Raw genomic sequence first — 13222 nt, forward strand, 5'->3', positions numbered from 1 at the left:
CCTCAACACTATTGTTCTTTTTTAATAAGGAATATTTATTTGGTTCGGTAAAAACTGACGTTTCTAAACTCTTTGGCTTCATCCAAATCTGGCCAAGTGCTTGCACTACGTTCGTCAATTTTTAGATATTGAGGATGGCTAAAATTTTTGACTCGACTATCGGCGACCCAGACTTCAGGTGCGAACTTCAAAAACTCATCCAAAAAGAATCGATTGGATTGGTCATACAATACATCCGCCGCCAGCAGCACATCGACTTGCTCGGACTGATACAAATCGTCCAGATACTCGAGTTCAACATCATTCAATAGCGCATTTTCACGACACGATGCCAGACTCACAGGATCAATATCACAACAAATCACACGTTTAGCGCCTGCCATTTTTGCCGCAATCGCAACCACACCCGAGCCTGCACCAAAATCCAGAACCACTTTATCTTTAACATGATGCGGCTCTGCCAATAACCATTGCGCCATCGCCAGACCAGAGGCCCAACAAAAAATCCAGTACGGCGTTTCATTCCAAATCCGTCGAATTACTTCATCATCTAAACGGTCGGTCGGAAATACCGGAGGAATTAACCAAAGTGAAATCGGCGTTTCAGGTAATTGTTGTGCCAACAAATCTGTATTGGGAATCACCTGATGCAAGGCCTGCAACAAATGTTCAGGCGCTTTGGCAAATTGAAATGTACAACTCATATTTGTTTAATTCTAAAAAAACCCCTCTTCGCGAGGGGTTATCAATAATCTTTACGCTAATGCTTTTTCAGCAGCTTCTACAGTTTGACGAATCAACGTCGTAATCGTCATCGGCCCCACACCACCTGGAACTGGGGTATAAGCAGACGCAATTTCTTCTATACCAACCAATTGGATATCACCAACGCCACCGCCATCACGTGGATGGAAACCTGCATCAACTACAACGGCACCCTGTTTGATCCAGTCTTTTTGAATCAATTCAGCTTTACCGACTGCACCGACAATAATATCTGCTTGTTTAACCAATTCTGGCAAGTTTTGAGTACGAGAATGGCAAATGGTGACCGTTGCATTGGCTTGTAATAACATCATCGCCATTGGTTTACCCAAAATAGCAGAACGGCCCACAACAACCGCATGTTTACCTGCGATTTCAATTTTGTTTTCTTGCAAAATGGTCATGATGCCAGCTGGAGTTGCTGAACCATATGCAGCCTCACCCATTGCCATACGACCAAAACCTAAACACGTCACGCCATCCACATCTTTTGCCAATGAAATCGCATCGAAACATGCTCTTTCATCAATTTGTTCAGGCACTGGATGTTGCAACAAGATGCCATGTACATCTGGATTGGCATTTAATTTTTCAATTTCAGCCAATAATTGTTCAGTTGTGGTTTCTTTTGGAAGCTCAACTTTCAATGAGTCCATGCCAACACGACGGCAAGCATTCCCTTTCATACGCACATAAGTTGCAGATGCACCATCATCACCAACCAAAATAGTTGCCAAGATTGGGGTACGCCCCGATTTTGCTTTTAATGCTTCTACACGTACCAACAAATCCGTTTCAATTTGTTTTGCTAATGCACGACCGTCTAAAACCAATGCCACAGCGCATCTCCAAAGTGGGTATGAATCAATTGCGTAAATAATACATGATAATTTGAGCAATATTCTTTTAGATGTTGTTTTTATGTGCATATTCGCAATAAACACTATTGTTTTTTTTTTAAAGATTGCTAATATGTGCATCACCAAGAGATGGCGGGGTGGCAGAGTGGTCATGCAGCGGACTGCAACTCCGTGTACGCCGGTTCGATTCCGACCTCCGCCTCCATTGGTAAAGCCCGAGTGGTGAAATCGGTAGACACAGGGGATTTAAAATCCCCCGCCCACAAAGCGTGCCAGTTCGAGTCTGGCCTCGGGCACCATATTTCAGCTAATGAAATATGGTGCAAATAAAAATCCAGCGTAAGCTGGTTTTTTTATGTCTAAAATTTAAGGACAGATCATAAAAAAGCCAAGTTCATTGACTTGGCTTCCCCCACTTTTGAAACTTAAGCCACTTGCTGTCCTGTTTTCACGGGCAATAGGTTTTTATCCAAACTTAATTGATAACCTCGTGTTTTATCAATCACATATTCAGGCTTTTTGATCGAATCGACATAAATCCATTGTGATTGCACTTGTGCAGCATCAAATTGAACAATCAAATAGCCTCTTTGATTTAAATTGCAGTAATTCAACTCATCAATCAATGTTGTGAATGCAAATTCAAACTGTTGTAACTGCGCTAATGGAATATTTAAATATTTTTCCAAACCAGGTGAAGACACAGAACTGGTCGCCAGCTCCACCCCAACAAATACACCGTCTTTACTATATAAGTTTGACGACCAAGCGTTATGCGTATCCCCTGCCAGTACCACGACTTTTTTCTTTAATTGCGCCAATGCACCATATACAATCTCACGCTCAGCAAAATAACCATCCCATGCATCTAGGTTATAAGGTGCAACCGTCAGAACACGTGCTTTTTCTTGTGCTGTTAAATTCGGATCACCTTTCTGCAAGCGAATTTTTAAAGTCACCAACTCGGTAATTTGTGCATTCATCTTATTTAAAGTATCTGCGCTCGGATTACCCGCAGTAATTTCAGCTAAAGCAAGCAGTAACTCAGCAGGAACCAACATCTTGGTCATTAGAATTTGCTGACCAAGCACATTCCAGTTTGCGGTCGACTGTTGCAATTTTCCAATCAGCCAATCACGTTGGGTATAGCCCATTAGAGTACGTGCTGGATTAGCAAGATCTGCTTGGAATTTTGCAATATCTAAACCATTCGCTGTCATATAGTTGGCATAGTCCAACTGTTCATCACGTGCAATAATTCGCGTATCTAACATCGTTAATTGAACTAAATTACCAAAATCGAATTGGCGATAAATCTTGGTGTGTTGATCATCGACAGGACGAATCGGCATCCATTCAAAATAGGCCTGTAGAGCTGCCAATTTACGATCAAGGAACGGACCTTCATTTGCTTGATGATTTTCCGCCCCTTCTCGCCATGCATCATTGGCTAACTCATGGTCGTCCCAAATCACAATAAATGGATGACGATGATGCAATGCCTGTAAGTCTTTGTCTTTACGATACAGCGCATAACGCTTGCGATAATCATCCAATTTAATAATTTCTTTATTATTGTCTGCAGCAAGCGTACGACCTAATTTAGCTGCATCTTCTGCTGCATAACCATCCGCGCCATATTCATAAATATAGTCCCCCAAATGGATCACCACATCGACATTTTGCTTGGCCATTTCACGATATACATAGAAATAACCTGCTGGATAGTTTGAACATGAACACACTGCAAAACTGACTTTTGTCGCACTGCTTGGCAAAGTCTTGGTTTGACCCACAGGTGAAACTTTATCCCCGAAGATAAAACGGTAGAAATAGCTTTGATCTGGTTTTAAACCTGTTGCATCTACCTTCACAGTAAAATCTTGTGAAGCTGTTGTGGTGACTTTATCGGTTTTAATGATTTGTTTGAATTGCTGATCTAAAGCAATTTCCCATGTCACTTGCAAACGCGCACTACTCTCACTTGGCGTCAAGCGTGTCCACAAGATCACGCGATCCTGTAAAGGATCACCACTGGCAACCCCATGTTCAAAATTCACTTGTAATGTTGCTGTCTCTTGATCCGAACTGTCATTACATCCTGTAAAACCCGCAGATAAAGACAACGCCCCGAAACCGAATAGACTTTTTTGAATAAGTTCCCGTCGTGAAATTTTTGCTGTCATTTGGATAGCTACCTTAACTTTTATCACTATAAATAAATGACTTAAATTAATCGGCTTAAATGAAGCTTTGATCTCAGTTTGATGAAAGAATCATGAAAGTTATATGACAGTGCTTAATTTTCATCAGATAAGCACATGAATTGATTGAAAAGAAAGCAAATAGCAAGTTTTGCTCTTGCCAAGTTTTAAAGTGTCCTCTATTATTGCGCACATGCCCGAGTGGTGAAATCGGTAGACACAGGGGATTTAAAATCCCCCGCCCACAAAGCGTGCCAGTTCGAGTCTGGCCTCGGGCACCATCTTCCAACTAGTGAAAGATGGTGCAAATAAAAATCCAGCGTAAGCTGGTTTTTTTATGCCTGAAATTTATGATCAGATCATAAAAAATGCCTTAATTAAAAATTAAGGCATTTGATATTCTTAATTTAGAACAATAAGTCTTATTCTACGCGAACAATCTTACCATTCTCATCATGATGGACGATACTCACCTTCTGCTGACGTCCAGCTTGAATTTCTTGCTCAGCTAATTCGAAATAACGCGCATAATCAGGGAGTGTCTTTTCAACTGCATGCTTTTTATGCACACGTTTTGCAGGTAACAAACTCCAAAGCAATAATGCAACCGCGCACATAAACAATGCCGTTACACCATGCTCAATGCCATCACCAAATGCGGACATTAAACGCTGTGCGATATGGGTCTTTTGTAATTCAACCAACACCCATACCAAAATAAATGGACGCCATAACAATAACCACCCTGCCCACATCATTGCGGTGGTAGTGGTCGAGAAGTAGCGTTTATGCCATGGGAGTTGGCGACGTACATCAATAATCAAGCTGTCTGCTTTCATTGCTTTTTTACTCAGCAAAATGAATCTTTAGGATTCAACGAATTCCACGATCTGGGCTAATCCAACGGGCACGCTTCTCATCATTACGCAACAGTACCTTTGGAAAGGCGACGATTGTAGCAGTAATTGTGATCAACCAAAACACAAACGGGTACCAAATCATCCAATAATAATTTTTCCCAAGGTTTGGTTCATAACGACTATCCATCCATTTGCTTAAAGCAAACTGAATTAAACAGGTCGCCCCCAATAAAATTCCACTACCGTAAGGTAAAAATGGCGAGCTCACGACCGCCAGTGCTGGAATTGCAAAGATAAAATGCAATAACCAGATGATCGCCATAATAAGCATCAAATATGACCAAACAAGTGTCAAACACAGTTCAAACATCAAAGGCCATAAAAAATTAAGTTTAGGCTTTAAAAACACATCAATATTTTTAACCAAGACCTGTGCGCCACCCATAGCCCAACGTAGACGCTGCTTCCATAAACCATTTAAGGTTTCTGGCATCAAGATCCACACCAAGGCATTTGGCTCAAAGCGGACATCCCAACCTGCACGTTGTAATTTCCAAGTGATGTCGATGTCTTCAGTCAACATGTTCGGTGACCAATAATCAACTTGATGTACTGCACTTTTACGAAAAGCGGTAATCACGCCCGATACGGTAAATAAACGACCAAAGGTTCGTTGTGCACGCTTGATCATACCGACAATCGAAGAGAACTCACCCACTTGAATGCGCCCAAGCAAAGTCGAACGTGTCCGAATACGCGGATTACCAGTGACCGCTGCCACGGTTGGATCTTCCAAGAAATGACGCATCATCCATTTGGCCGCGTGTGGATCAAGCAGAGCATCTCCATCAATCCCGATCAGGAATTCTGCATCGGTCATCAAGCTACCGGCTTGTAGCCCCATTGCCTTGCCTTGGTTTTGTGCCAGATGTACCACACGTAATTTTTCATACTGTGTCGCCAATCGATCTAATACTTCACCCGTATTGTCAGAGCTACCATCATTAATCGCGATCACTTCAAAGTTAGGGTAATCCAGCTTAAGTGCATGGCTTATCGTTTCTTCGGCATTATCCCCTTCATTAAAGCACGGCACTAAGACCGCAACTTTAGGATATTCAGCTAAAGCTGCAGGTTGCTGATAGGGAGGATCTTGACGCTCTCTCCAATAGAAAATGAGTGCTCCCACCATCCATAAATACGACATAAATAATGGATAGTAAAAAACAAACTTAATGGCATATGACCACAATAAAGCAATCCAACTCATCTACATTACTCGACTATGGTACTAATTGAGATGATTTTAGACCAAAAGCCTTACGCATGGTTTCAACATCTGGATGTCCTTTGATCGGATCATCTGGATAGTATGCCACATGCATTGCACCTTGTTCATATAAGGACTTAATCGTCGCAGCCATTTCTTCAGACGGCACTTTTTGGTCATTGCGCCAGTTTACCGCCTGTAACTCCATCACGGTCTTTTTAATACCGTTTGGATACTGCTTCACGCGATTCATAATGTCTGAATAGAACTTCGCTGGATTGTCCGATTGTTCCATATATGGCATCGCCATAATCGCAGTGAAATCATAGCGATTTAGTGATTGCTCTAGAGATTGTGCATACCAGTTTTCTGCATAAGCATTTAAAGCCACCTGCGCATAAAGATTACGAGCAGTCACTAGGAATGGTTGATACTGACGAACCTCTCCCGCCAACTCCATTGCAAAATCATCTAAATAATTGGTTTTATAAGCCGTCCATTTTTGCAAGTCGGCATCGTTATCACGAATTTTAGCAAGGTCAGTTGGTAAGCCTTGTTTGGCATACGCCGCCAACGCATCAGGACTGGCATCTTCATAATCTGACAAAGTCACATCATCATGGAACAACAAGCCATCGAACGGCGTTGATTTAGCTAAATCCTGATAAATTTCTTTAATGGTTTGGCGCGCTTGTGGTGAAAATGGACTGAGACGGATATAGCCCATATTCAAATGTTCGCCTGCTTTGGCTTGCTGGGTTTCCACTAAATCTTTTGACACTGGATCAGTCTTAGGCAGTTCCCACGCCAAGAGTGGCATCCATGCGTATAAACGCTGAACTGGTGTACGGGTCTGGATTTGCCAAGCGACGCGGTTAAATAAGTCTGCACGCATTGGAATATGACGATTTGGGAAATACACCATATCGGCAGAACCATTGGCATCAGGATCAGAAAAGGCCTGTAAATACACCGTGTTTACGCCCATTCCATTAATACGGTCAATCAGATGATCGAGATTACGTTCTTGCTGCTTGATATCTGGGTCATAAATATAGTCTAAATCGACATGCATAATTTTTTGCGGTCGATTGTTATCATTCAAATTCAATTCACGGTTCTTAATCTCTTGTGCCAAGGCCGTGGTTGACATATTACCCTGAATCAAAATACGGCTCATGTTTTGTAACGATTGCTTAGCGTGGTCTGCTCCATCATCCAAAGTAATGGTAATCGGCATCCCCAACTGTTTGGAGGTTTGTACCAATTGCATATTATAGCGACCATACGGCCAGACCATTACGCGTGGTGAACGTAAACCATGTGCTTTTAATAGGTCATTATTCTTTTTCAAATCTTGATAAACACGGGCTTGATAAGCTGCATCACTTTCATAGCTCTTGGTTTTAGGGTCATAAATACGCGTAATCGCAGCAGGTTCCAGATTGCCCTGCGGATTGCCATTAATGCCTTGGTGTAAATGGTAACTGTGGCTGGCGATTTCAACCAAACCACTGTTCTGCATTTCCTTCAGCTCATCCCAACTCAAGATTTTATTGCGCTCAATCAGCTCACCACCAAAATCAACTTTCTGGTCTGCTTTAGGTTCTAACCAAGATCCGACGACAGCCAACACCACTGGAATTTTTTTTGCGCGAATAATCGGATAGGCATTTTGATAAAACGACTGATAGCCATCATCCACCGTCAGCAAAATAGGTTTCGTTGGTAATTTATATTTGCCTTGGTGTGCTTTGATCAGTTGGTCGACATTAATAAAGTGATAGCCATTCTTTTTTAGCCAATCAATATGTTCACCAAATTGTTTGGCTGTCACCGCATAACTTGGAATCAAGGCATCTTTACGTTCTGTGATTTCATGATACCCAATGACCGTCAATGTGGTTGCATCAATTTTTGGATTTGCCGCAAAAGTTGTGGTGCAGGCAACCACCCCAAACACAAGACCTAAAACAGTTTTTAAAGTTGGGGACACTAAACGTGTTGTCATAGAGATATCGTCTCAAGATTAGAAATTCGCTGATCGCAGATCATGCCTGCATCATCTTACAATTTTATGGACAAATAAGATGTTTTTGATGGTCAGCTGGAAGTACGGATTGTATTTATAATTTTAAAAGCTGAAAATAAACTTAAATGTATTTTTTATGAAATCAATCACATTTTAATTGAATATTTTTTGGTAAGCACATCAACCCCTATTTCAAGATTTGAATTAGGGGCATTTAAGCATCCTTATACGAGATTAATATTGTATTAATTGAAAGTTAGGATGATCTGCAAGTTGCTGTAAATAGTGGCGCTCTTTTTGATAAAAATATTTATTCAGACGGTTCACCCATTCACCACGGCGGAAAGTCTGAATTTTTTTATGCACCCCATCATAGTCCAATAACACCACATTGCTGTCATTTTCGCCGACTGCCAAACGCGTGATTTTATAGTCATGTGGCGCATACTGATGCGAAGGCTGTAAAGATCTGAGGATTTCAACCTTATAATCACCATCCATCCAGTAGTGTTTGTCCGTCAGCGCTTTTTCATTCACCCAAAAACCAGTCTGGGCGCCATCATGGGTATCAATCAGAAAAAAATGATCTAACTCTCTTAATAGTTCTGATGCAGTGATATCCAAATAATCATTCATATCGACCTCTACTCACTCAAATTCTTATCATTACTTTTTGCGACATTTTTTATCATCGATGAACTATAGCTGACTTACCCCCATCAACTTAGAGTCACCTGAAGCACAACATTTCACCCCCTGAAAATACAGATTGATGCTTTAACAATAAGGGCCATAGAAAAATTGCTCTTTTAACTCAAAGATATACAGGACTGTATACAGAATCAATATATTTTTCTTGGGCTGTAATAAAATTCAGATGAAAGAAATGTTTTTAAAATCAAAATCTTATTATACAATTATCAATATTATTTTATCTTTATGATTTTAAAGCGATTTAGTCTAAAAATAAACCAAACCGCTTCAATTTACTCAATCAAAACTGGTCATTCGTCGCGTGTTTTTACGTCAAATAGTTCAATTTCAAAAGTCAGATTGGCATTGGCTGGAATAATCTTGCCCATTTTACGTGAGCCATAGGCCAAATGTGCAGGCACAATCAGCTTACGCTTTCCACCCACACGCATGCCCATAATGCCCTGATCCCAACCTTTAATCACACGACCGGTACCAATCACAGTTTCAAAGTAGTTGCCACGATCTAAAGACGAGTCAAACTTGGTTCCATCTTCCAACCAACCAGTATAATGAGTCGTGATTAAAGCACCACGAACCGCTTCTTTGCCTTCACCTACTTTCAAGTCAATGATTTCTAATTCTGCGCTCATTTCTATCTCTCCACATCACTCAAACTAAAATTATTGCAATTGTTGCCACTGAATGTCGACTTGACCTTTGTCACTTAACAAAGTCCATTCGCCATCCATAATATTCAACTGCAATTGCATGGTACGTTCGCATAAGCCCTCAAGTGCCTGCGTAGTTTGTGGGGCCAATTGCCACACTTGCACATTGCTCAAGGTTTTAATCTTGGTGTTTTTCTGCCACCAATCGTCTGACTGAGAACCATAAGTCACAACTGCAACATTCTTACAACGTGCACTGGCCTTTTTCACTTTATCTTCAGATGGGCAGCCCACTTCGATCCATTGCTCTAACAGCCCAGTCAGGTCTTTTTGCCATAACGCTGGCTCATCTGTTTCAAATAAGTCTTTGGTGAACTCTAGACGTTCATCGGCAAACCGTGCATAAGCCAGAATACGAACCATTAAACGTTCAATGGTTTCAGAAGGATGCTGAGCAAGTGTGAGCTGATAATCGGCATAGATATGCTCATCCATATTGGCAATATTGAGGTCTGCCTTATATATCGTTGCTTTTAACGCCATAAACTAAACTCTTAAATACAGTGTTCTCAAATTTGGCGCTAAGCATACTCTATTTTACTGAGAAGCATATGCGATTTGATCATCAATCGGATCGATACGGCATTGCAATAATTCTGTTTCAAAAGCCAACCAATCACGTGATGACTGACAAATCACCTCAATTCGATTATCGATGCTCTCCTCAGCCGATTTATAGTTAAACTGCTGCGGATTAAAATTAAAACTTTTCCAACCTAGATTGGTATTAAAAATTCCTTTAATTCGTACCCAGTCTTGTTGCGCACACAACACATCTAATAAATCATGAAAATTAAATTGCCAGCGTTTCGGCAATTTCCAACCTGCGACCGTATAGCCCTGAGCCGTTTCAACATAATGATAAGGGAGTTGCTTTATTTCTGGCGTCTGTTCAATAGCTTGTGTTTGCTGCAATCTTAATAAGGGTTGGATCTTACGTTGTACAGATTGCTGCTGAATATCCAATTGTTGCATATCCACCTGCCCATTTTTGGCTTCAACCCAATACTGGACATAGGTTTCATATTCTTGTTTTAAAGCCGCATAGGCTTGATGATCTGCTGCTGTCATACAGTCGATATGCGACAACACCACAATTTGAGCCGCTTTTAATTGATCGCTATATAAATTCTGTTTGACCCAATCCTGATCATGTAGACGACTTCCATCTACAACTATCACCAAAGCTCGCATTGCCAAGCTCGTTTGCCAATGCGGTTCAGTCAATTGCTCCAATAATTGTGCAGGATGCCCTAAGCCCGTTGGTTCAATAAATAATCGATCAGGTTTGCTTTCACTGAGTAAGCGAGAAAGTGCAATCTGCATCGGTAATTGACTGCTACAACACAAACAACCACCTAACAGCTCTTTCACCGCATAACCTTGCTGTTGGGTTATCAGTTGTTGGTCAACCCCAATTTGCCCAAATTCATTCATCAGAATCGCCCAAACTTCATGCTCAGGCTTTTGAGTGAGTAAATGCTGCAATAATGTGGTCTTACCTGCCCCTAAAAAGCCAGAAATAATATGAGTGGGAACTGTTTTGGGAGCAATAACCTTCACGATCGACTCGCATTGAAAATTTATTTCATTCTAAAGCGAAAAATTGATGAAATAAAATAAAGAATGATTTCCCCCTATAATTAGACTTAAAAGCAATTAAATAAAAATAAGGAGATATTCATCACATATTAAATCTAAAAATCTTATTTAAAAATAAGATATAAATGGTTTATTCAATTAATAACTTTTTAGAAAATGAAGACTAGTGTTTAAAACACGTAAAACAATAGATTATTTTTTAACCATAAAAACATATTTACATACATTTTAATCCTTAATTTCTTCATGATGTTTTACATAGCAACTACATAAAGCGATTCAATATTTCATATTGTTAAGATAGACGTAATAGATTGTTAAGAACATTGCCGCAAATACGTTTGGCACATAGCATGGACCTCATGCCGAAATTGAGAGATTGGGATTAACCGAATCCTCCTATTGCGGTTGTTATTTTAAATGAAATAAGGATGCCAAACATGAAATTTATCAAAACTGTTCTTGCGACTACACTTACTCTTGCTGCAGCTTCTACATTTGCAGCACCAGTAGAACAACAAACTGAAGAAAAAGTTGTTGTTTCAACTCAAGAGCAACCTGAAACTCAAGGTCAAGCTGCAACTGATGCAACAGCAACTGAAGCACCTGCATCTACACCGGCACCAACAAACTAATCAGATCTTAAGGTTCCTCCAGACCCTTTAGACCCACATTTATAATGATTTAAAATTTATTTCATTACAAATGTAAAAAAAGATCGAACCATGCTGCGGTTCGATCTTTTATTTTTTGAATAAGCTCTGCATTAAAAAATTAGCATTGAGTGGTTTTCTTAAACATGCTGCATGAAGGCTGATGAACTTCTTGTAAACGTGTCGCCTTACGCTGCTCTGCGGCTTCAAAGCGACAACGCTTCCATTCTGTATCTAGATTTAATTGTGGTACTTCTTTTGGCTTACGCTGTTCATCCACTGCAACCATAGTGAAATAACAAGTATTGGTATGGCGGATGGTACGCTTCTGAATATTTTGCGCTTCAACACGAATACCAATTTCCATCGAAGTGCGCCCAACATGATTCACGCTGGCCAAAAAGGTCACTAGCTCACCAACATAAATTGGTTCTTTGAAATTAACGCGATCAACAGATAAAGTCACAACATAGCTGCCTGAGTATCGGCTTGCACAAGCATAAGCAACCTGATCAAGTAGCTTTAAAATCGTTCCACCATGAACATTACCTGAAAAGTTGGCCATATCAGGTGTCATCAAAACGGTCATTGTCAGCTCTGACTGGTCGTCAGGTGCTTGGTTTGCTTGATCTAATTGATACATGGGAAGAGCTCATAGAGAATACAACATGATTATTATCGTTTATTCATGGGTATAAACATATGCGCAAAACGATAAAACATCATCAATTCTTTTTATGATCTTGTTATTGTTTAATTCAAAATAATGACATCCCAAGTATTTTTGATTCAATGCATCCTCAAAAGAAAGAGAATGTTTGAAAAATACCTGAGATGTAGGAATCTGGGTTTAATACAATTCAACTCAGATTAGCTGAACGAATCAGCCCAATGATACCGTTTACAATCATATCAATTGCGATCGTACCGATCAGTAAAGCAGATAAACGTCCGACAATATCAAAATAGCGATCGATATATTTTGCATGTTTATAGCGTAAATGGTCATGACCAAACTTCATCAGGATCAAAATACTACAGGTTAGAATCAAGGTAATTGCAATAACAGCTATTGCCCCAGTAAAAGGTACACTTACCCCTGTCACTACCGCCGCACTAATTGTGCCTGGACCGATCATAAATGGCATCGCGATGGTACCCGCCAAATGCTCAGGCGCCCCCCGCATCTCACCAATGGTTTCAGCCCCTTGGAAAACATAGCGATAACCGATCACCAAGAAAATTAGACCACCAAAAATTTGAAAAGATTCGAAACGAACATTTAAATAGCGACTAAAAATATTCTCACCGCCCCAGGCAAATAGAATAAATACCCCGAAGGCGATCAAACTGCCCTGTATCAAGGCTTTACTAAATACCTTTGCATCGGTATTACGGATCATCCCGACCATGTAAACACTCATCAGGAAGGGATTGAGCAATGAGAAAAATAATGCAAACGCATGAATATAAGGAGAAAACATAACGGTCTCTTTAATCTGCGGAAAATTTTAACTGCCTGCAATCACAGGCAAGGTTTAGAATCGCAATA

13 protein-coding genes and 3 tRNA genes are annotated in these 13222 nt (G+C 40.4%); 4 read left to right on the plus strand and 12 right to left on the minus strand.

Annotated elements, in window-relative coordinates:
• Window positions 1–35 precede the first annotated feature (35 nt).
• A complete protein-coding gene (locus A7P54_RS08255; RefSeq protein WP_004801487.1) occupies window positions 36–704 on the minus strand; it encodes a 50S ribosomal protein L11 methyltransferase in 669 nt (222 codons plus the stop codon).
• A gap of 51 nt (window positions 705–755) precedes the next feature.
• Window positions 756–1604: a bifunctional methylenetetrahydrofolate dehydrogenase/methenyltetrahydrofolate cyclohydrolase FolD gene (gene folD / locus A7P54_RS08260; protein ID WP_004652016.1), complete on the minus strand. Its 849-nt coding sequence runs from the start codon at window positions 1602–1604 to the stop codon at window positions 756–758.
• Window positions 1605–1756: 152 nt separating this feature from the next.
• Between folD and A7P54_RS08265 the strand changes: the two genes are divergently transcribed.
• A tRNA-Cys gene (locus A7P54_RS08265) sits at window positions 1757–1830 on the plus strand.
• Window positions 1831–1838: 8 nt separating this feature from the next.
• A tRNA-Leu gene (locus A7P54_RS08270) sits at window positions 1839–1924 on the plus strand.
• A gap of 126 nt (window positions 1925–2050) precedes the next feature.
• Here the strand turns inward: A7P54_RS08270 and A7P54_RS08275 are convergent.
• The gene (locus A7P54_RS08275) at window positions 2051–3811 is read right to left on the minus strand and encodes an alkaline phosphatase D family protein (RefSeq protein ID WP_171549284.1); all 1761 of its coding nucleotides are present in this window, start codon (window positions 3809–3811) and stop codon (window positions 2051–2053) included.
• 213 nt (window positions 3812–4024) lie between these two features.
• On the opposite strand from A7P54_RS08275, the gene A7P54_RS08280 reads away from it, so the two are divergent.
• A tRNA-Leu gene (locus tag A7P54_RS08280) sits at window positions 4025–4110 on the plus strand.
• Between the two features lie 141 nt (window positions 4111–4251).
• Here A7P54_RS08280 and pgaD read toward each other — a convergent pair.
• The 7 genes from pgaD to A7P54_RS08315 all read right to left on the minus strand — a co-directional run bounded on the left by pgaD (window position 4252) and on the right by A7P54_RS08315 (window position 10978).
• Entirely contained in the window at window positions 4252–4668 is a 417-nt protein-coding gene (gene pgaD / locus A7P54_RS08285; protein WP_004801491.1) for a poly-beta-1,6-N-acetyl-D-glucosamine biosynthesis protein PgaD, read from the minus strand.
• 34 nt (window positions 4669–4702) lie between these two features.
• Window positions 4703–5959, minus strand: coding sequence for a poly-beta-1,6-N-acetyl-D-glucosamine synthase (gene pgaC, locus A7P54_RS08290; RefSeq protein ID WP_004801493.1), 1257 nt, complete (start codon window positions 5957–5959; stop codon window positions 4703–4705).
• A 13-nt stretch (window positions 5960–5972) separates the two neighbouring features.
• Complete coding sequence (pgaB, locus tag A7P54_RS08295; protein ID WP_171549285.1) at window positions 5973–7970, minus strand: poly-beta-1,6-N-acetyl-D-glucosamine N-deacetylase PgaB; 1998 nt, start codon at window positions 7968–7970, stop codon at window positions 5973–5975.
• Window positions 7971–8225: 255 nt separating this feature from the next.
• The gene (locus A7P54_RS08300; protein ID WP_004801498.1) at window positions 8226–8627 is read right to left on the minus strand and encodes a hypothetical protein; all 402 of its coding nucleotides are present in this window, start codon (window positions 8625–8627) and stop codon (window positions 8226–8228) included.
• A gap of 368 nt (window positions 8628–8995) precedes the next feature.
• The gene (locus A7P54_RS08305) at window positions 8996–9337 is read right to left on the minus strand and encodes an FKBP-type peptidyl-prolyl cis-trans isomerase (protein ID WP_004652009.1); all 342 of its coding nucleotides are present in this window, start codon (window positions 9335–9337) and stop codon (window positions 8996–8998) included.
• Window positions 9338–9367: 30 nt separating this feature from the next.
• On the minus strand, window positions 9368–9898 hold the full coding sequence (locus A7P54_RS08310) for a YaeQ family protein (protein ID WP_004801500.1): 531 nt from the start codon (window positions 9896–9898) through the stop codon (window positions 9368–9370).
• A gap of 54 nt (window positions 9899–9952) precedes the next feature.
• Window positions 9953–10978, minus strand: a complete 1026-nt coding sequence (locus A7P54_RS08315; RefSeq protein ID WP_171549286.1) for a GTP-binding protein — start codon at window positions 10976–10978, stop codon at window positions 9953–9955.
• Window positions 10979–11457: 479 nt separating this feature from the next.
• Here A7P54_RS08315 and A7P54_RS08320 point away from each other — a divergent pair, with 479 nt between their 5' ends.
• On the plus strand, window positions 11458–11652 hold the full coding sequence (locus A7P54_RS08320; RefSeq protein ID WP_004801506.1) for a hypothetical protein: 195 nt from the start codon (window positions 11458–11460) through the stop codon (window positions 11650–11652).
• Window positions 11653–11791: 139 nt separating this feature from the next.
• On the opposite strand, the gene A7P54_RS08325 is transcribed toward A7P54_RS08320, so the two are convergent.
• A complete protein-coding gene (locus A7P54_RS08325) occupies window positions 11792–12313 on the minus strand; it encodes an acyl-CoA thioesterase (protein WP_004801507.1) in 522 nt (173 codons plus the stop codon).
• Window positions 12314–12530: 217 nt separating this feature from the next.
• Complete coding sequence (locus A7P54_RS08330; RefSeq protein WP_004801510.1) at window positions 12531–13154, minus strand: MarC family protein; 624 nt, start codon at window positions 13152–13154, stop codon at window positions 12531–12533.
• Window positions 13155–13222 lie beyond the last annotated feature (68 nt).

The sequence above is a fragment of the Acinetobacter sp. Ac_3412 genome (genome assembly GCF_013072675.1).
GTDB classification, from domain to species: domain Bacteria; phylum Pseudomonadota; class Gammaproteobacteria; order Pseudomonadales; family Moraxellaceae; genus Acinetobacter; species Acinetobacter higginsii.